The sequence below is a fragment of the Kitasatospora sp. NPDC059973 genome (assembly GCF_042737525.1).
Lineage (GTDB): Bacteria > Actinomycetota > Actinomycetes > Streptomycetales > Streptomycetaceae > Kitasatospora.
Genome location: NZ_JBHWUI010000079.1, coordinates 19,825 through 39,809 on the forward strand (window position 1 = coordinate 19,825; position 19,985 = coordinate 39,809).

Below are 19,985 nucleotides of genomic sequence, written 5' to 3' on the forward strand. Positions count from 1 at the left end.
GGCGGGCCCGCCCGCGGTCTCACCTATCCGGGTGAAAGACCCGGCGCCGCAAGGGCCGCCGGGCCCGGCGGGAGGGCGCCCGGTTGACGTACCGGGGCCAGTGGGAAGGCCCGAAAGGGGACATCCCGGACCGTCGGGACGGGCGGCGCGCCCGTCGGGCGCGACGTTGCGCCGCCTGGCCCTGGGCGCGCACGATCGGAGCCGGTCCGGGAACCGTGGAGGACGGACCACGACAGCGCCCCGACGAGGACAGGCGGCCGGCATGACGACATGGGTAGCGCAGACACGGGCGTCGTCGTCGGCGCCGCCCGCCGACGGCCGGCCCCGGCGCGGCCTGGTGCTGGGCGGTGGCGGGATGCTGGGCGCGGCGTGGACGGTCGGCGCGCTCTGCGCCGTCGAGGAGGCGGTCGGCTGGCGGCCGGGCGGCGCCGAGGTGGTGCTCGGGACGTCGGCGGGCGCGATCCTCGCCGCGATGCTGGCCGGTGGGGTCGGTACCGGCGAGCTCCGCGACCACCAGCGCGGTCTGCCGATCCCGGACGGCCCGCTGGCCGGGGTGGCCTTCGACTACGAGACCGCGGTCGGCGGGGCGCTGCCCCCGCGGCCGCGCGCCGGCATCGGCTCGCCGGGCCTGCTGCGGGACGCCGTCCGCCACCCGCGCGAGTACCCGCTGCTGACCATGGTGTCGGCGATGGCGCCGCACGGCCGCGGCTCGCTGGAGCCCGTCGGCGAGCTGGTGCGCGGTCTGCTGGGTGGGGACGGCTGGCCGGCCGGCTCGCCGCTGCGGGTGGCGGCGGTGGACTACCGCGGCGGCCGCCGGGTGGTCTTCGGCGATCCGGGCGCGCCGGCCGCCGCCGTCGCCGACGCGGTGATGGCCTCCTGCGCGATCCCCGGCTGGTTCGCCCCGGTCCGGGTGAACGGCTCGGCGTACGTGGACGGCGGCTGCTGGTCGGCCACCAACGCCGATCTGATGCTCGGCCGCGGTCTGGACGAGGTGTTCGTGCTCGCCCCGATGGCGCTGCGGCTCCACCCGCGCGGGCGCGCCGAGCCCGGTCGCGGCACCGTGGCGGCGCTGCGCGAGTGGCGCGCCCGGGACCGCCCGCGCGGGGTTCTCGCCCAACTGGTCGGCCGCTACCGCCGGGCGGTGACCAGGCAGCTGATGCGGGAGACCCGGCTGCTGCGGGCGAGCGGGGTCCGGGTGCACCTGCTCGCGCCGACCCTGGCGGACCTGACGGTGATGGGCCCGAACATGATGGACCCGGCCCGCCGCGAAGCGGTGCTGGAGAGCGCGCTGCGGACCAGCCGGGCGGCCCTGGACGGCGTGCGGTGATCCGGCCCGCGCGCGGGCGGTCGCCCGGCTGGTCCGCAGCGCGTGCGGCGGGTCGTGGCGGGGGCGCGTGCTCGGGTCGAGGGCGTGTCCGGCACGCCGCAGGGCCGCCGGCCGGCCCGGTTCCCGGCGGCGCCGGCGGTGCGCGGCGCCGTCGCCGGGAGCCGGGGGTGCGGGCGGGAGTGAGCGCGTGATCACGGATGCCACCCCGGCGCTTATTCTTGGGGCGCTGGAAGCTGTGCCGCTGGACGAACCGGAGAGTGCCACCGATGCGCGTGTACGTGCCCACCACCCTGACCGGCCTGGCGGCGGCGCACCCGGGCGGCGCCCTGGAGCAGTCCGCGGCGTACGCCGTGACCCCCGCGCTGCGCGAGTGGTACGTCAGTGACGACCTCGAAGAGCTGGAGTACGCGGCGCTGAACCGGGCCGCGCAGTCCTCGCTGCGGCTGCTGGCCGCCGACCCGCGGGCGCCGCGCCGCCGGGTGGTGGTGGCGCTGGACGTCGCCGACTCCGCGGTGCGGCCGTTCCCCGGCGACGAGTATCAGGACCAGGCCTCGCTGGGCCGGGTGGTGCTGGCCGGGCCGGTGCGGCTGGCGAAGGCGGCCGCGGTGCACGCGGACGTGGCCGACCAGGAGGTGGTCGCGGACGTCGAGGCGGCGGTCGCGGCGGTCGCCGCGGCCGACGAGGGCGATCAGGACGCCCAGTTCACCGTGGACGGTGCCGAGGACCACGAGCTGCTCTGGTTCGCCACCCAGGAGATCGCCGCCCTGCTGCCTGAGCCCGGCCCGAGCCCGGCCTGAGCCCGGCCCGAGCCCGGCCTGAGCCCGGCCCGGGGCGGCCTGAGCGGCCCGCCTCGCGCCCCCCGCCCGCCGGGCCCCGGCCACCCCGTCGTACCGCTTCGTCGGTGACCGGGGTTACCGTTCCCTGCGTGCGCACTCATATCGTCTGGGACTGGAACGGCACGCTCTTCCACGACATGGAGGCGGTGCTCGGCGCGAGCAACGCCGCGTTCGCGACCATCGGCATCGGCCCGATGACCATGCAGGAGTACCGCGAGCAGTACGAGATCCCGATTCCCCGCTTCTACCAGCGGCTGCTCGGCCGGATGCCCTCCGACGCCGAGTGGCTGCGGCTCGACGACGTCTTCCACGACCGCTATCTGGAGCTGAGCGTGGCCTGCGGGCTGACCGAGGGCGTGCTGGAGCTGCTGAGCGGCTGGGGGGAGGCCGGGCACAGCCAGTCCCTGCTGTCGATGTACGAGCACCACAAGCTGCTGCCGGTGGTCGACGGCTTCGGCCTGACCGGTCACTTCCTCCGGGTGGACGGCCGCAGCGGGCCCGCCGGCGGCCAGAAGGCGGAGCACCTGGCCAGGCACCTGGCCGCGCTCGGCGAGCAGGTGGACCCGGCCCGCACGGTGCTGATCGGCGACGCCGCGGACGACGCGCTGGCGGCGCTGAGCGCGGGTGCGCACGCGGTGCTGTACACCGGTGGCTCGCACACCCGGGCGAAGCTGGAGCCGGTGGGCGTCCCGGTGGTGGACAGCCTGGCCGAGGCCGTCGAGCTGGCCGCGAGCCTGGTCGGCTGAGTACGGCCCGGTGGCCCGGGGCCCGGACGTGGCGCGAACCACGTCCACCGGTGGCGTGTCCGAGCGGGCGAACCGGCCCTCCGCTCGTCAGTCTGGATTGACGCCAGGCCATCAGGACGACGAGCGGAGCCGCCATGCCCATCGACGCAGTCACCCAGGTCCCGACCCCGGGCAACGAGCCGGTGCACGGGTACGCGCCCGGCAGCCCGGAGCGGACCGGGCTGGTGCGCCGGCTGGACGAGCTGGCCGCCGAGCAGATCCCGCTGCCGATGACCATCGCCGGCGAGCAGCGGTTCGGCGGCGGCGAGCGGATCGAGGTCGTCCAGCCGCACCACCACGCGGCGAAGCTGGGGGTGCTGGGCAACGCCACCCGGGAGGACGCCCGGGCCGCGGTGGACGCGGCGCTGGCGGCCGGGCGCGACTGGCGCGGGCTGTCCTTCGACGACCGGGCGGCGGTCTTCCTGCGCGCCGCCGACCTGCTGGCCGGCCCCTGGCGGGCGACCCTCAACGCGGCCACCATGCTGGGCCAGTCCAAGACGGTCCAGCAGGCCGAGATCGACTCCGCCTGCGAGCTGATCGACTTCTGGCGGTTCAACGTGCGGTTCGCCCGCGAGATCCTGGCCGACCAGCCGATCTCCTCGCCCGGGGTGTGGAACCGCACCGACCACCGCCCGCTGGAGGGCTTCGTCTACGCGGTCACCCCGTTCAACTTCACCGCGATCGCGGGCAACCTGCCGACCGCGCCGGCCCTGATGGGCAACACCGTGGTCTGGAAGCCGGCGCCCACCCAGACCCTGGCCGCGTACTACCTGATGCGCCTGCTGGAGGCCGCCGGCCTGCCGCCCGGGGTGATCAACATGGTGACCGGCGACGGGCAGCAGCTCTCCCAGGTGGCACTGACCGACCCCGCCCTCGCCGGGCTGCACTTCACCGGCTCCACCGCCACCTTCCAGTCGCTCTGGCAGACCGTCGGCGCCAACATCGGCGGCTACCGGACGTACCCGCGGATCGTCGGCGAGACCGGCGGCAAGGACTTCCTGCTCGCCCACCGCTCGGCCGACCCGGCGATCGTGCGGACCGCGCTGATCCGCGGCGCCTTCGAGTACCAGGGCCAGAAGTGCTCGGCGCTCTCCCGGGCCTACCTGCCGCGCAGCCTCTGGCAGACGATCAAGGACGAGTTCCTGGCCGAGGTGGACGCGCTGGCCGTCGGCGACGTCACCGACCTGTCCAACTTCATGGGCGCGCTGATCGACCGGCGCGCCTTCGAGAAGAACCGCGACGCGATCGACCGGGCCAAGGCCGACCCGACGGTGGAGCTGGCGGCCGGCGGGCAGTACGACGACGCGATCGGCTGGTTCGTCCGCCCCACCGTGCTGGTCTCCTCCGACCACCGGGGCGAGATCTTCCGCACCGAGTACTTCGGTCCGATCCTGGCCGTCCACGTCTACGAGGACTCCCGCTGGGAAGACGTCCTCCGACGGGTGGACTCGGGCGCGCCGTACGGCCTCACCGGTGCGGTGATCGCGCAGGACCGCTACGCCATCGCACAGGCGGTGGAGGAGCTGCGCTTCGCGGCGGGCAACTTCTACATCAACGACAAGCCGACCGGCGCGGTGGTCGGCCAGCAGCCGTTCGGCGGCGGCCGGGCCTCCGGCACCAACGACAAGGCCGGCGCCGCCCAGAACCTGCTGCGCTGGACCTCGGCGCGGTCGATCAAGGAGACCTTCGTCCCGCCGACCACGTATGTTCACCCGCATATGGGCTGATGGCGAACACAGCGGGTCGGATTGGACATGGTGTCCAGGACGGCGGGATCTTCCTGCAGGATTGCGCCTCCCTGTCCCCTGACACCTTCGAATCGGCCCGTTAGGCTGGCTGGCGTCGTCGGGTGGCTGCAGGCCGAACGTCTCGTCCTACCCGCTGCGGAGGTGTTTCATGCGCGCCATGGAGACCTTTCAGCCGGTTGGTGCGGCAGGATTGCGGTGGACCCGGCGGTGAGACCACACACCACCGAGTCACGCAACGGCGCGCGACAGGAGCCAAGAAGTCATGCAGACCAAGCTGGACGCAGCCAAGGCCGAACTGCTCACGAAGGCAGCAGCAGCCGCTGAGAACAGCCAGGTGGGGGGAGCGGCGCCGGGGGAGGGTCTGAGCAACGGCGCTCTGACCGCGTACCTGCACCACTACTACCTCCACACCGCGCCCGAGGACCTGGTCGACCGCGACCCGGTCGACGTGTACGGCGCGGCCGCCTCCCACTACCGCCTCGGCCTCAAGCGCCCGCAGGGCACCGCCGAGGTCCGCGTGCACACCCCCTCGGTGGAGGAGAACGGCTGGTCCTGCGGCCACACCGTGGTCGAGGTCGTCACGGACGACATGCCCTTCCTGGTCGACTCGGTCACCAACGAGCTGTCCCGCCAGGACCGGGCGATCCACATCGTGATCCACCCCCAGCTGGTCGTCCGCCGTGACATCACCGGCAAGCTGCTGGAGATCCTGGACATCGACGCCTGCGCCCGCAGCCAGGCCGCCGGCGCCGAGTGGCCCGCCGACGCCGTCGTCGAGTCCTGGATGCACATCGAGGTCGACCGCGAGACCGACCGCGAGGACCTCCGCGCGATCGAGGCCGACCTGCGCCGGGTCCTGGGCGACGTCCGCGAGGTCGTCGAGGACTGGACGAAGATGCGCGAGTCCGCGCTGCGGCTCGCCGACGAGCTCGCCGAGGAGCCCCCGGCCCACCTGCCCGAGCAGGAGGTCGGCGAGGCCTGGGAGCTGATGCGCTGGCTGGCCGACGACCACTTCACCTTCCTCGGCTACCGCGAGTACGACCTGGTGGAGCACGAGGGCGAGGAGGTCCTGAAGGCCGTCGCCGGCACCGGCCTCGGCATCCTGCGCTCCGACCCGCTCAGCCACGACGACGACCACCACCCGGTCAGCGAGGCCTTCGGCCGGCTCTCCGCGCCGGTGCGCGCCAAGGCCCACGAGAAGAAGCTGCTCGTCCTCACCAAGGCCAACAGCCGCTCCACCGTGCACCGCCCGGCCTACCTCGACTACGTCGGCGTGAAGAAGTTCGACGCCAACGGCGAGGTCGTCGGCGAGCGCCGCTTCCTCGGCCTGTTCTCGGCCGCCGCCTACACCGAGTCGGTCAGCCGCATCCCGGTGGTCCGCCGCAAGGTCCAGGACGTCGTCCTCAGCTCCGGCTTCTCCACCGAGAGCCACGACGGCCGCGACCTGGTGCAGATCCTGGAGACCTTCCCCCGGGACGAGATCTTCCAGACCCCGGCCGAGGAACTGCTCCAGATCGCCACCAGCGTGCTCTACCTCCAGGAGCGCCGCCGGCTGCGGCTCTTCCTGCGCCAGGACGAGTACGGGCGCTACTTCTCCGCGCTGGTGTACCTGCCGCGCGACCGCTACACCACCCGCATCCGGCTGCGCCTGATGGACATCCTGATGCAGGAGCTCAACGGCGCCTCGATCGACTACACGGTCTGGTCGACGGAGTCCGTGCTGACCCGACTGCACTTCGTCGTCCGGGTCACCCCCGGCAGCGAGCTGCCGCACCTGACCGACGCCGAGATCGAGCGGATCGAGGGCAAGCTCGCCGAGGCCGCCCGGTTCTGGATGGACGGCTTCAACGACCAGCTGCACCTGGAGCTGGGCGAGGAGCGGGCCGCCGAGCTGTCCCGCAAGTACGCCAACGCCTTCCCCGACGGCTACCGCGCCGACTTCACCGCGCGCACCGCCGTCGCCGACCTCAAGCAGATCGAGTCGCTGCACGGCGAGGGCGACTTCCGCCTCAACCTGTACCAGCCGGTCGGCGCGGGCGACGACGAGCGCCGCTTCAAGATCTACCGGGTCGGCGGCCCGATCTCGCTGACCGAGGTCCTGCCGGTCCTGCAGCGCCTGGGCGTCGAGGTGCTCGACGAGCACCCCTACGCGCTGACCCGCTCGGACCAGACCACCGCCTGGGTCTACGACTTCGGCCTGCGGCTGCGCGAGGCCGTCGAGCTGACCGACGAGGCGCGCGACCGCTTCCAGGAGACCTTCGCCGCCACCTGGACCGGCAAGGCCGAGAACGACGGCTTCAACGAGCTGGTGCTGACCGCCGGGCTGACCTGGCGCCAGGCGATGATGCTGCGCGCGTACGCCAAGTACCTGCGCCAGGCGGGCTCGACGTTCTCCCAGGACTACATGGAGGACGCGCTCCGCAACAACACCCACAGCACCCGGCTGCTGGTCAACCTCTTCGAGGCCCGGCTGAGCCCCAGCCACCAGCTGGGCGCGGCCGAGCTGACCGACGCCATCCTGGAGGAGCTGTCCGGCGCGCTGGACGAGGTCGCCTCGCTGGACGAGGACCGCATCCTGCGCTCCTTCCTGCACCTCATCAAGGCCACCCTGCGCACCAACTTCTTCCAGCACACCGGTGAAGCGGGCGCCTGGCACTCCTACGTGTCGATGAAGTTCGACCCGAAGGCCATCCCGGACCTGCCGGCCCCGCGCCCCGCGTTCGAGATCTGGGTGTACTCGCCGCAGGTCGAGGGCGTGCACCTGCGCTTCGGCAAGGTCGCCCGCGGCGGTCTGCGCTGGTCCGACCGGCGTGAGGACTTCCGCACCGAGATCCTGGGCCTGGTCAAGGCGCAGATGGTGAAGAACACCGTCATCGTGCCGGTCGGCGCCAAGGGCGGCTTCGTCGCCAAGCAGCTGCCGGACCCGTCGGTGGACCGGGACGCCTGGCTGGCCGAGGGCATCTCGTCCTACAAGACCTTCATCTCGGCGCTGCTGGACATCACCGACAACCTCAAGGGCGGCGAGGTCGTCCACCCGGCGGACGTGGTCCGCCACGACGAGGACGACACCTACCTGGTCGTCGCCGCGGACAAGGGCACCGCGACCTTCTCCGACATCGCCAACGGCGTCGCCGAGTCGTACGGCTTCTGGCTGGGCGACGCGTTCGCCTCCGGTGGTTCGGCCGGCTACGACCACAAGGGCATGGGCATCACCGCCCGCGGCGCCTGGGAGTCGGTCAAGCGCAACTTCCGCGAGCTCGGCCACGACACCCAGTCCGAGGACTTCACGGTCGTCGGCATCGGCGACATGTCCGGTGACGTCTTCGGCAACGGCATGCTGCTCAGCGAGCACATCCGCCTGGTCGCCGCCTTCGACCACCGGCATATCTTCCTCGACCCCAACCCGGACGCGGCCGTCTCGTACGCCGAGCGCCGCCGCCTCTTCGAGCTGCCGCGCAGCTCCTGGGACGACTACGACAAGTCGCTGATCTCGACCGGCGGCGGGGTCTTCCCGCGCAGCGCCAAGTCGATCCAGCTGACCTCGCAGGTGCGGGCCGCGCTCGGCGTCGAGGAGAGCCGGCTCACCCCGGCCGAGCTGATGCAGCGGATCCTCCAGGCGCCGGTCGACCTGTTCTGGAACGGCGGCATCGGCACCTACGTCAAGGCCTCCACCGAGACCAACGCCGAGGTCGGCGACAAGGCCAACGACGCGATCCGGGTCAACGGCGAGCAGCTGCGGGTCCGGGTCGTCGGCGAGGGCGGCAACCTCGGCTGCACCCAGCTCGGCCGGATCGAGTACGCGGCGTCCGGCGGCCCGCAGGGCGCCGGCGGCTGGATCAACACCGACGCCATCGACAACTCGGCCGGGGTGGACACCTCGGACCACGAGGTCAACATCAAGATCCTGCTCAACCAGGTCGTCGGGGACGGCGACATGACGGTCAAGCAGCGCAACCAGCTGCTCGCCGAGATGACCGACGAGGTCGGCCACCTGGTGCTGCGCAACAACTACGCGCAGAACGTGGTGCTGGCCAACGCCGTCGCCCAGGCGACCAGCATGGTCAACGTCCACTCCCGGATGATCAACCGCCTGGAGCGCGACGGCCGGCTCGACCGCGGGCTGGAGTTCCTGCCCACCGAGCGGCAGATCCGCGAGCGCCAGCAGAACGGCCGCGGGCTCTCGCAGCCCGAGCTGTCGGTGCTGCTCGCCTACACCAAGATCACCCTGGCCGACGAGCTGCTCGCCACCGAGCTGCCCGACGACCCGTTCTTCCGCACCGCGCTGCACGAGTACTTCCCCAGCGCGCTGCGGGCCCGGTTCGCCGAGGCGATCGACAACCACGCGCTGCGCCGCGAGATCATCACCACGCTGATCGTCAACGACACGATCAACCGCGGTGGCTGCACCTTCGCCTTCCGGCTGAAGGAGGAGACCGGCGCCACGTACGAGGAGATCGCCCGGACGCACACCGCCGCGCGGGCCGTCTTCAGCCTGGAGCAGATCTGGTCCGAGATCGAGGCCCTCGACAACCGGGTCCCGGCCGGCGCCCAGACCAGGATGCGGCTGCACTCGCGCCGGCTCGTCGAGCGCGCCACCCGGTGGATGCTCAACAACCGCCGCCAGCCGCTCGACATCGCCGGCACCATCGAGTTCTTCCACGACCGGGTCAACCAGGTCTGGGGCTCGCTGCCCAAGCCGCTGCGCGGCGAGGACCTGGCCTGGTTCGAGTCGGTCTACGGCGAGCTCGCCGCCGCCGGCGTGCCGGAGGAGCTGGCCACCCGGATCGCGGGTCTGTCCTCGACCTTCCCGACCCTGGACATCACCGAGGTCGCGGACCGGTCCGGCAAGGACGTCGCCGAGGTCGCCGAGCTGTACTACGACCTGGCCGACCGCCTGCAGATCACCCACCTGCTCGACCGCATCATCGAGCTGCCGCGGACCGACCGCTGGTCGTCGATGGCCCGCGCGGCGATCCGCGAGGACCTCTTCGCGGCCCACGCGGCGCTGACCGCCGACATCCTGGCCTGCGGCCCCGAGGGCGCGACCCCCGAGGAGCGGTACACCGCCTGGGCGGAGCTCAACTCCACCCTGCTGAACCGCGCCAAGAGCACGCTCGACGACATAAGGGGTTCGGACAACTACGAGCTGTCCAGCCTCTCCGTCGCGATGCGCGTCATCCGCACCCTGCTCCGCACGGGTTCGATGCGCTGACGACCGGGAGCCGGACGGCCCGGACGGCGGGGCCGCGTCTTCGGACGCGGCCCCGCCGTCGTCGTTCTCCGGGTCGTTCTCCGGGTCGGTGGCCGGGCCGGTGGCCGGGGCTGCGGCCGGGGGAGGGCGGGCGTCGAGGCGGAGCGTGTCAGGGCGGTCACTCCGGGTGCGAATCCGTTTGTGGCCCGGATGTGAGGTGCGGGTGAACGCGGGGTCACAATGTCCGGTACGTCGGCCCCGAAGTGTCGTCAGGTGGCGGAGTTCCTCCCCAACTGCCCTGATTGGCAACTGTTCTGACATGCCAAGAGTTGCAGTAAGCTAACTCCGCGATAGGCGTTGCCGCAGGTCCGTGCCGGAAGAGCTCCACCGACGTGCTGGAACAACAGGTGTCTTTCGGCGGGGAGCAGGCCGCCAGTCCCACCCGCGCAGGGCGGTCCGGACCAGTTCCTGACGCGATGCCACCTGAAGAGAGTTTCATGACGTCATTTGTGCAGGAACCCTTTTTCTGGGTCTCCATCGTGGTGATGCTCGTAGTAGTCGGGGTCTCCCTCCAAGCCCGCAGGACGAACCTCTCCCTGCGCAGGCGAAACGTTTCCCTTGAGGAGACGGCCGCCCAGGCGCAGCGGCAGCGCGACGAACTCGGCGCGCTGAACTCGCGCCTGCAGAGCCAGCACGCGGCCGTGCTGGCGGAGGTCCGCCGGGACGCCGAGGAGGACACCAAGGCCGTCCTCAAGGCGGCGATGCGGACCCTGCAGGGTCTGGCCGACGAGCAGCAGGTCGTCATCGACAAGGTCCAGCGCAAGTACGGCGACAGCCCGCAGATCCTCGCCGACCTGATGCTGATCGACCACACCAACAGCCAGTTCGGCCGGCGCGCCCAGGGCATCGCGGTGCTCTGCGGCGGCTGGCTGGGCCGCCGGGAGACCGTCGCCTCGATCTACGACGTGGCCCGCAGCGCCCAGGGCCGGATCCGGCACTTCGACCGGGTGCAGATCCACTCCCGGGTCAGCGTCTCGCTGGTCAGCAAGGTCGTCGAGCCGGTCGCCGTCGTGCTGGCCGAGCTGCTGGCCAACGCCACCAACTACTCCGCGCCGGACACCCCGGTGGAGATCAGCGTCCAGGCCGTCCCGACCGGGGTCTGCCTGATCATCGACGACGCCGGCCTCGGCATGGGGCAGGAGGAGAAGGACCGCGCCGCCGCGCTCCTGAACCCCGGTGCGCCGATCAGCCTCACCGGCCTCGGCAACCCCCCGAAGTTCGGCTTCGCCGTCTCCGGCATGCTGGCCGCCCGCTACGGCTTCCGGGTCTCGGTCGACTCGGTCTCCCCGTACGGCGGGGTGCGGGCCGTGGTGCTGCTGCCCGCCGAACTGCTCAGCAGCGAGGTCGCGCCCCCGGCGGCCGCCGGCCACGGTGACTACAGCGGCGCCTACCAGGGCGCCCAGCAGAACGCGTACCAGGGCGAGTACGACGGCGCCCAGCAGAGCACGTACCCGAGCACGTACCAGGGTGAGTACCAGGGGGAGCCGGTGGAGCAGCCCGTACCGGCCCGGGCGCAGCGGCTCGCGTCGCTGCCCGAGCCCGTTCCGGCCGCCCTCGCCCAGGTCGCCCCGGCCGCGGCGCAGGCGGTCCCGGAGATGACGGCGGACGGACGGCTGCCCAGGCGCCGCCGCCAGCGCACTGTCTCGGTGGTCCCGCACCCGCAGGACTCCGGCCGCGTCGACGAGCCGGTGCCGAGCACCGGCCAGGAGACGGCGTCCCGCCTCGGCGCGTTCCAGCGCGGGACGCTGTCCGGGCGCAACACCATGACCACGGAAGGAACCGAGATCCAGTGAGCCCTGATCTGACCTGGGTGCTCAACGACGTGCTGCAGGTGCGCGGTGCCCGGCACGCCATTCTCGTCTCCGCCGACGGCCTCCTGCTCGAACGGTCCAGCGAGATCGGCCGCGACGAGGCGGAGACCAACGCCGCCGCGATGAGTTCGATGCAGTCGCTGAGCCGCGCGGTGGCCCCGTTCGTCGGCGGCAACGGCGGGACGTGGCGCCAGACGCTCCTGGAGTACGACCACGGCTGGATCTTCCTGATCGCGGCCGGCAGCGGCGCCTACCTCGCGGCCTCCACCGCCTCCGACGTGGACATGGAGGCGATGTCCTTCCGGATGCAGCAGCAGGTGGGCGCGCTCGGACGGGCCATGACAGCGGCGCCGCGCCAGAGCACACACAGCGGCTCATGACGGTTCCCGGCGAGGAGCAGCGGGTTGCCAGCGGATTCATCCGCTCCTATGTCATCACCGGCGGCCGTGAGCTGCCGAGTGCGGACGACCTGTCCCTGATCACCCTGGTCACCGTCGCTCCCGAGCAGGGCCTCCCGGCCCGGCCGAGCCCGGAGACCACGGCGATCTGGGAACTGTGCTCCGGCGGCTACCTCTCGGTGGCCGAGGTCGCGGCCCACCTGGTGCTCCCGGTGGGGGTGGTCCGGCTGCTGCTGACGGACCTGATCCGCGAGGGGCGGCTGCTGCGCCGGGCGGCCCCGCCACCGGCCCAGGCCCCGGATCCGAGACTTCTAGAGAAGGTACTGCATGGACTTCAACGCCGGTTCGCCTGAGGACATCTACGTCCCGGGCGGGGTGACGACCGCCGTCAAGATCCTGGTCGTGGGCCACTTCGCGGTCGGCAAGACCACGCTCATCGGCGCCCTGTCGGAGATCGCCCCGCTGAGCACCGAGGAGAAGATGACGCAGGCGTCCACCGGCGTCGACGACCTCCGGGGCGCACCGGACAAGAAGACCACGACCGTGGCCCTGGACTTCGGCCGGCTGACGCTCGGCGACGACCTGGTGCTGTACCTGTTCGGCACGCCGGGCCAGCAGCGCTTCATGCAGCTCTGGGAGGACATGGCGCGGGGGGCGCTGGGAGCGCTGCTGCTGACCGACCCGACCCGGCTCACGGACACCTTCCCCGTCATCGACCTGATCGAGCAGTACGGCCTGGAGTACGCCGTGGCGGTCAACAGCTTCGACCGGCAGAGCGACTACACCGAGGACGAGCTGCGCGAGGCGCTCGACCTGCTGCCCCACACGCCGGTGGTGTTCTGCGACGCCCGCGACCAGCGGTCGTCGGCCGACGCGCTGCTGACCCTCGTCCGGCACCTGCTCGAACGCGCCTCCTGACCCTTCCCCGTCACCGCCCCCCGTCACCGCCCCCCGGGGCCGCACCCGCCCGGGGCCATTTCCGAGGAACGACCCATGGAATCTCCGCAGCGCTCCGCCCCGCAGTCGCCGCCCCCGGGCTGCCCGATGCACGGCGGCCCGACCCCGCTGTACGGGGAGATGTTCTCGTCCGACCCCGAGGCGGTCTACGACGCGCTGCGCGCGCACGGCCCCGTCGCGCCCGTGGAGTTGTCGCCCGGTGTGGACGCCACGCTGGTGACCTCGCACGAGGTCGCCCTGCGGGTGCTGCAGAACCCGGGGCTGTTCGCCCGGGACTCCCGGCGGTGGTCGGCGCTGAAGGAGGGGCGGGTGCCGATGGACAGCCCCGTCCTGCCGATGATGTTCTACCGGCCCAACTGCCTGTTCACGGACGGCACCGAGCACCTCCGGCTGCGCAAGGCCGTCACCGAGAGCCTGGAGCGGCTCAACGACAACCGGCTCAACCGGCACGTCGAGCGGATCGCCGGCTACCTGATCGACCAGTTCAGCCCGCTGGGCCGGGCCGACCTGATCAACGACTACGCCAAGCTGCTACCGCTGCTGCTGTTCAACCAGCTCTTCGGCTGCCCGGCCGACATCGGCGACCGGCTGACCCGCAGCATGTCCGCGCTCTTCGACGGGCTGGACGTGCTCCAGGCCAACGAGGAGCTGAACGCCTGCCTGATGGACCTGGTCGCGCTGAAGCGCCGCCAGCCCGGCGACGACATCACCTCGTGGCTCGTCCAGCACCCGGCCGGGCTGCGCGACGAGGAGCTCAAGGACCAGCTGGTCATGCTGATGGGCGCCGGGGTCGAGCCCGAGCGCAACCTGATAGGCAACGCGCTGCTCCTACTGCTGTCCGGTGACGCCGGCTCCGGGATGCGCATCGAGGACGCCCTCGACGACGTGCTGTGGAACAACCCGCCGATCGCCAACTACGCGACGCACTTCCCGATGCAGGACGTCGAGGTGGGCGGGGTCCGGATGCCCGCGGACAGCCCGGTGGTGATCAGCTTCGCCGCCGCCAACACCGACCCCGCGCTGACCGACGCCCGACTGACCCTCAGCAAGGGCGCCCACCTGGCCTGGGGCGCCGGCCCGCACGCCTGCCCGGCCAAGTCGCCGGCCCAGCTGATCGCGCTGACCGCGATCGAGTGCCTGCTCAACGCGCTCCCGGACGTCACGCTCGCGGTGCCCGCGCAGAGCGTGGGCTGGCGGCCGGGCCCGTTCCAGCGCGGACTGGTCTCGCTGCCGGTGCGGTTCAGCCCGGCGCCCGTCCGCCCCCCGGTGGCGGGCACGGGAGCCGGCCTCGGTGGCCCGCCCGCCGGCCAGGCCGCCGCCAACGGGACGCCGCACCCGCCGGCCGCCACCGCCGCGGCGCCCGTCGCGGGTCGGGCCCCGGCCAAGCAGAAGGGGTGGTGGAGCTCCTTCCTGGACGTCTTCCGGCTCTGACCGGGACGGCGCGGGAGACCGGACGACCGCTCAGCGGTGCACGGGGTCCGGTGACTTCGCGCATGTGACGGGGGCAACTCCGATCGACGCTTGAGCGTGCTCCCGGTGGGTAGGTCGCCGCCGTACTGCCCGCCAGCGCAAGGAGCCCCGTGTGACCGCCATGATGGAAGCCCGCCCCGGGACGCCGGAGTGCCGTGCTGGAACCGTCGACCGCCGCGCCGCCGTGCCGTTGCTACGGCGGCTGCGGTCGGCGGAGGGGCTGGCCGATCCGTTCCCGATCTACGACGAGCTGCGGGCCATGGGCGATCTCGTGCCGGCGCCGTGGGGCGGGTACCTGGTCACCGGTTACGACGCGTGCGACCAGGTCCTGCGCGGCAGGAACTGGCTCGTCCCCGACCTGGCCTGGCAGGGGCGGCAGACCGAGACCGAGCGCTGGCAGGCCGTCGCCACCCAGGAGATGAGCCGGACCCTCCACCGGCTCAACGCCCCCGTCCACACCCAGCAGCGGAAGGGCCTCGGGAACCTCTTCGGCCGCCACACCCTCCAGGCCCTGGCGCCGGAGATCGAGGCCGACGTCACCGAACTGCTCGACCGGCTGGCCGAGCGAATACGCGTGGACGGCGAGGCGGACCTGGCCTCATTGGTCGGCGACCGGCTCCCGATCAACACCATCGGGCGCTGGCTGGACCTTCCGCCGGAGGACTACGCGCACATCCTGGAGATCACCCACAACCAGGTGCACGCCCAGGAACTCCTGCCCACCAAGAGCCAGTTGGCGATCTCCGAAGCGGCCACCCTGCACCTGCGCCGGTACTTCACCGACCTCGTCCAGGAGCGTCGTGCCCACCCGGGCGACGACGTGGTGTCCGGCTGGATCCGCACCTGGGACGCGCTGGAGTCGGACCGCGAGGCCACCGACCGGACCGTCTACGAGCTCACCATGTTCGTCACCATCGCGTCGCTGGAGGCCACGGCGGCGTCGCTCTCCCTGATGGTGTGGTCGCTGCTCCGGTCCCCGGGCACCTGGGACTGGTTGCGGGCCCGGCCGGAGCACATCGACGACGCGGTCGAGGAGGCGCTGCGCTACGACCCGCCGGTCCGCCTCAACAGCCGGGTGGCGGGGGAGGACACGGAGCTGGCCGGGGTGTTCATTCCCAAGGACACCATGGTCCACGTGATGTACGGCGCGGCCAACCGCGACCCGCGCCGCAATCCGGCTCCGCACACCTTCGACGTCCTCCGCAAGGGCTCCCACATCGCCTTCGGCGGGGGCGCCCATTACTGCCTCGGCGCGGCCCTGGCCCGGCTGGAGGCGCGCACCCTGCTGGGGCAGCTGCTGCGGCGCTTCCCGACCCTGCGGGTGGTGGGCCAGCCCGAGTTCGCACCCCGGATGGTCTTCCACCGGGTGATGTCCTTGAGAGTGGCGGCATGAACGTTTCCTCCGAGGCGATCCCGTACCCCCCGTACCCCCTCCAGCCGCCGGCGCCGCCCGGGCGGGCCCCCGCGGGCGGGGCGGCCCATGACCGCGCCGCGTACGAGGCGGGCGATCCGGAGCCCGCCGGCTCCCACGCCCCGGCGCCCCGCGCCGTCCACGCCGAGCGCCGGGGCGCGGTGCTGTACGTCGAGCTGGACAGCCCCGAGACCGGCAACGCCGTCACCGAGGCCGTGCTGCGCGACCTCCTCGCCGTGCTCGCCGCGCCGGACCCGGCCGTCCGCGCCGTGGTGCTGTCCGGCGCCGGTCCGGACTTCTGCCTCGGCGGCGACCGGGACGAGTTCGCCGACTCGCTCGGCGCGGACCCCACGGGTGGCGGCATCCGCACCGCCGGCACCCTGGCCCGCCAGGTCTGCGCGGCCCTCACCGACAGCCCGGCCGTCACCATCGCGCGGGTCCAGGGCCGGGCGATCGGCGCCGGCTTCGCGCTCGCCCTCGCCTGTGACCTGCGGGTCGGCGCCGACACGGCCGCCTTCCGGCTGCCCGAACTCGCCCTCGGCCTGCCCGTCGCGTGGGGCGGCCTGCTGCCCCGACTGCTGCACGAGGTGGGCGCGGCCCGGGCCCGCGAGATCATCCTCACCGGCCGCCCGGTCGGTGCCGCCGAGGCGTACGACCTCTCCATCCTCCAGCGGGTGGTCCCCGAGGAGGAGCTGGACGTGGCGGTGGCCGAGTGGGTCAGGCCCGTGACGCGCCGCCCCGAAGCCGCGCTGCGGGTCACCAAGACGCTGCTCAACTCCCACGCGGCGGCGACCAGGCTGGCCGACACCTCCGTCCTGGACGCGGAGTTGATGGCCGCCGTCCTCGCCGGCGCCCACTACGCCCGCGGGACCGGCGCTCCGCCGTCCTCCTGAGCCGCCGCGCCTCCTGTGCCGCTCGCCGCGGTGGGTCCGTGTCCGGGGCACGGACCCACCGGCCGCGCCGCCGATCCGGCTTCGGTACGGTGGCCCGCGACAAGGGGGAAGATCATCATGACGACGACGCGCATCAGGCGCACCGTGGGGACCGCACTGACCGTGGCGCTGGTCGTCACGGGGGCGGCGGCCTGCGACTCCGACGGGAAGACCGCGGCCGCCCCGGCGGCGACCAGCGCGAGCCCGGCCCCGGAGCCGTTCGGCGCCGCAGGCTACCGGGGGCTCAAGCCCGGCATGGCGAAGGACGCGGCGCTGGCCGTCGGCGCCCTGGAGACGGCCCCGGTGTCGCTGCTCAACGGCTGCACCGACTTCGTCTACAAGGGCGGCCCGGCGCCGGACGTGGCCAGGATGGCGGCCGAGGCGGCCCTCCAGGCCAAGATCGACGAGCTGGACGCCAAGGCGCAGGCCGGGCGGAGCACCCCCGGCGCGGTGCCGCCCCTGCCGTCCAATCCCACGCTGCAGGACCTCAAGGCGCACTCCGCGCTGCTGCTGGCCGAGGCCGAGCGGATGAAGGCCAACCAGGGGACGCTCGAACAGCTGGCCAAGGCCACCGACGAGCTGAAGGCCGCGCGGGCGACCCGCGACGCCGCGTTCCTGGCCACCGGCCGGGCCGGGTTCGGCCCGGAGGGTCTGCGCGAGCTGGTGGCCCCGGCGGGCGCCCGGACCGCCGAGGGCATCGGGGCCGGTTCGACGGTCGAGGCGCTCAGGCAGGCCTACGGCGACAAGGGGCTGGAGCTGGCCGGGAGCGGCAAGTACGAGATGCCGGTCGAGGGCGGCCGGGGCACGCAGGGCTGGAAGTACGAGTTCACCCTGGACGGCGACAAGGTGGCCGGCCTGGCCGTGGCGAACCGAGGCATGTACTGCTCCTGAGCACCCGCGCGCCGGACGACCGGGGGCGGGGCGGACCGGCGACCGGTCCACCCCGCCGCCGGGTCAGTGCGTGGCCGCCCGCTGGAGCGCGCTCGCCAGCAGGGCGAGGTCGGTCGGGCCGTTGCCGAGCTCGCGCACCGGCCGGCGGGCCGGCGGGGCACCGAGCTGGAGCGGGTCTATCGCGACCACCGTCGGCCGCAGGGTGGCGGTCCGCGGGATGCGGCCGCTGATCCGGGCGCTCTGGAACGCGGTGACACCGCCGTCCGGCAGCCGCAGATAGCCGCGGCCGGGGGTGTCCTCGCCCAGGGCGGCGGCGTCACCGAGGTGGATCAGCAGGTCCGAGTCGGCCGGGTCGTCGGTGCGCAGCGCGATCCGCAGCAGCGCGGCCTCGTCGACCTCGGTGCCGGCGCTCTCCTCGGGGCGGCCGGTGGTGACGGCGAGGTGGACGCCGAGCGGGCCGCCGCGGCGGGCGACGGCCGCGAGGGCGCGGGCCAGGGGCCGGCCGGCCGGGGAGGTCGGGGCGAGCAGGGCGTCGTAGTCGTCCACCACGACGACCAGCCGGGCGGGCACCACGGGGGCCGGGGCGGCGGCGGACCGGGAGGAGTCGCCGCTGCGGGGGTGGATGATCCTGGCGGTGGTCGCCGGCGCCGTGGTGCCGGCGGCGCCGACCGCGGCGGGTACCGGGACGGCCGGCCGGCCCGCTTCCAGGCCCCGGGCGTCGTCCTGCCCGCGCTCGCCGTCCAGGCCTCGCTCTCCGGCCAGGCCCCGCTCGCCGTCCAAGATGCGGGCCGCGTGCCAGGAGGCGAAGTCCAGGCCGTCGAACAGCCGCTCGCGCAGGGCGAGTTCGTCCTCCAGTGCCTCCGCCGCGAGCAGCGCGGCGCGGGGGTCGGTGGCGGCGTTGACCAGCCCGGTGACGTGCGGCAGCTCGGTACAGCCGTCCAGGCCCTCCTCCGTCGCCCGGCCCTCGATGAGGGAGACAGCCAGCCGCTCGGGCCGCTCGGAGACGGCCAGCGAGGCGACCAGGGTGCGCAGCAGCTCGGTCTTGCCCGAGCCGCGCGCGCCGCCGATGAGCAGGTGCGGGCCGCCCGGGTCGGGCGAGGGCAGGGTGAGCTCGGGGTCGGCGAGGTCGAGGGTGCAGAGCTCGTCGCGGGTGGTGCCCAGCAGGGCGGTGGCGGCGCCGATGCCGCCGGCGTGCGCGGCCCAGCGGGCCGAGAGCTTGGCCGGGGTGACGGTGTCGAGCTGCAGCAGGTCGAGCAGGCGCAGCGCGTCGGGCAGCGGGCCGCGGGCGGCGGGGACGGCCTCCCGCAGCGGGGCGAGGACGCGGGCCAGCCGTTCGGCCCAGACGTCGGAGACGGCGTCCAGCGAGACTTCGTGCAGCGTCTCGCGGCCCCGGGCGACCGGCCGGTCGAGGGAGAGCTGGGTGCCGACCTCGCCGGTGATCAGGGCGGTGGCGCCGACGCCGCGCGGCAGCAGCTCGGGCTGTTCGGCGAGGCAGATCGGGAAGATGCCGACGGCCGGGCCCTGGCGCAGCAGCAGGTCGAGGGCCTGCCGGGCGGCGTCGCCGGGCGGGCGGCCGTCGACCACGACCACGGTGGCGGGGTGGCCGCCGAGCCCGACCGGGCCGCTGAGCCGGGCGGTGAGCTCGGCGAGGCGGGCGGTGGCCTGCTCGTCGTCGAGGCCGATCAGCAGCCGGCAGTCCTGGCCGTCGACGGGGCGCAGGTGCGGCAGCCACAGCGCCCAGGCCCAGGTGTCGACGCGGTCCTGCGCGGGCCGCGCCGGGTCGGCGTCGACCACGACGAGGCTGAGGCCGGTGGGCGGGTGCAGGGCGGCCAGCTGGGCGACGACCGCGCGGGTGAGGGCGTCCAGCCGCTCGCGCGGGCCGCTGAGGCCGAGGCTGCCGGCGGTCTGCAGGTCGAGGGTGACCGGGACGGCGGGCAGCAGCGTGCCGGGGGTGGTGCCGGGCCCGCCGGGCCGGTCGGCGGTGCCGAGGCGCAGGGTGAGCGCGTCGGGGTGGCCGGGGCCGCGCTCCCAGAGCCGCGGGCCCGGGCCGAGGGCGTTGAGCAGCAGGGTGGCGAGGTCGGGCCAGCGCTCGCGCTGGGCGGCGGCCTGCCGGGTGCGGACGGCGGCGTGGTGGCGCTCGGCGCTCTCCTGGCCGGGCGGCTCGGCGC

General features: G+C 73.5%; 14 protein-coding genes. 13 read left to right on the top strand and 1 reads right to left on the bottom strand.

Going from position 1 to position 19,985, the window contains the following annotated elements; genetic code table 11:
* The first annotated feature begins 262 nt into the window (after positions 1-262).
* The 13 genes from ACFWA9_RS21900 to ACFWA9_RS21960 all read left to right on the top strand — a co-directional run bounded on the left by ACFWA9_RS21900 (position 263) and on the right by ACFWA9_RS21960 (position 17,817).
* Positions 263-1,327 (top strand): patatin-like phospholipase family protein, encoded by a 1,065-nt coding sequence (locus tag ACFWA9_RS21900; RefSeq protein WP_352295818.1) that lies wholly within the window; start codon positions 263-265, stop codon positions 1,325-1,327.
* Between the two features lie 266 nt (positions 1,328-1,593).
* A complete protein-coding gene (locus tag ACFWA9_RS21905) occupies positions 1,594-2,124 on the top strand; it encodes a DUF6912 family protein (protein ID WP_380389082.1) in 531 nt (176 codons plus the stop codon).
* Positions 2,125-2,252: 128 nt separating this feature from the next.
* Positions 2,253-2,909, top strand: coding sequence for an HAD hydrolase-like protein (locus tag ACFWA9_RS21910; RefSeq protein ID WP_329487896.1), 657 nt, complete (start codon positions 2,253-2,255; stop codon positions 2,907-2,909).
* A 140-nt stretch (positions 2,910-3,049) separates the two neighbouring features.
* Complete coding sequence (gene pruA, locus ACFWA9_RS21915; protein ID WP_380389094.1) at positions 3,050-4,675, top strand: L-glutamate gamma-semialdehyde dehydrogenase; 1,626 nt, start codon at positions 3,050-3,052, stop codon at positions 4,673-4,675.
* Positions 4,676-4,958: 283 nt separating this feature from the next.
* Positions 4,959-9,908: an NAD-glutamate dehydrogenase gene (locus ACFWA9_RS21920; RefSeq protein ID WP_380389084.1), complete on the top strand. Its 4,950-nt coding sequence runs from the start codon at positions 4,959-4,961 to the stop codon at positions 9,906-9,908.
* Between the two features lie 476 nt (positions 9,909-10,384).
* Positions 10,385-11,740: an ATP-binding protein gene (locus tag ACFWA9_RS21925; RefSeq protein ID WP_329487894.1), complete on the top strand. Its 1,356-nt coding sequence runs from the start codon at positions 10,385-10,387 to the stop codon at positions 11,738-11,740.
* Positions 11,737-12,138 carry a roadblock/LC7 domain-containing protein gene (locus ACFWA9_RS21930; RefSeq protein WP_329487893.1) on the top strand — a complete coding sequence of 134 codons (402 nt, stop codon included), beginning with the start codon at positions 11,737-11,739 and terminating at the stop codon, positions 12,136-12,138. The genes ACFWA9_RS21925 and ACFWA9_RS21930 overlap by 4 nt, the downstream gene beginning before the upstream one ends.
* Positions 12,135-12,509 carry a DUF742 domain-containing protein gene (locus ACFWA9_RS21935; RefSeq protein WP_329487892.1) on the top strand — a complete coding sequence of 125 codons (375 nt, stop codon included), beginning with the start codon at positions 12,135-12,137 and terminating at the stop codon, positions 12,507-12,509. The genes ACFWA9_RS21930 and ACFWA9_RS21935 overlap by 4 nt, the downstream gene beginning before the upstream one ends.
* The gene (locus ACFWA9_RS21940; protein ID WP_329487891.1) at positions 12,484-13,074 is read left to right on the top strand and encodes an ATP/GTP-binding protein; all 591 of its coding nucleotides are present in this window, start codon (positions 12,484-12,486) and stop codon (positions 13,072-13,074) included. The genes ACFWA9_RS21935 and ACFWA9_RS21940 overlap by 26 nt, the downstream gene beginning before the upstream one ends.
* A 75-nt stretch (positions 13,075-13,149) precedes the next feature.
* Complete coding sequence (locus tag ACFWA9_RS21945) at positions 13,150-14,544, top strand: cytochrome P450 (protein ID WP_380389086.1); 1,395 nt, start codon at positions 13,150-13,152, stop codon at positions 14,542-14,544.
* Between the two features lie 298 nt (positions 14,545-14,842).
* Positions 14,843-15,976: a cytochrome P450 gene (locus ACFWA9_RS21950; protein WP_352295849.1), complete on the top strand. Its 1,134-nt coding sequence runs from the start codon at positions 14,843-14,845 to the stop codon at positions 15,974-15,976.
* On the top strand, positions 15,973-16,887 hold the full coding sequence (locus ACFWA9_RS21955; protein WP_352295829.1) for an enoyl-CoA hydratase/isomerase family protein: 915 nt from the start codon (positions 15,973-15,975) through the stop codon (positions 16,885-16,887). The genes ACFWA9_RS21950 and ACFWA9_RS21955 overlap by 4 nt, the downstream gene beginning before the upstream one ends.
* 117 nt (positions 16,888-17,004) lie before the next feature.
* Positions 17,005-17,817 carry a hypothetical protein gene (locus ACFWA9_RS21960; protein WP_380389088.1) on the top strand — a complete coding sequence of 271 codons (813 nt, stop codon included), beginning with the start codon at positions 17,005-17,007 and terminating at the stop codon, positions 17,815-17,817.
* A 63-nt stretch (positions 17,818-17,880) separates the two neighbouring features.
* Here ACFWA9_RS21960 and ACFWA9_RS21965 read toward each other — a convergent pair.
* Positions 17,881-19,985: FtsK/SpoIIIE domain-containing protein (locus ACFWA9_RS21965; RefSeq protein WP_380389090.1), on the bottom strand; the 2,105-nt coding region annotated here is incomplete at its 5' end.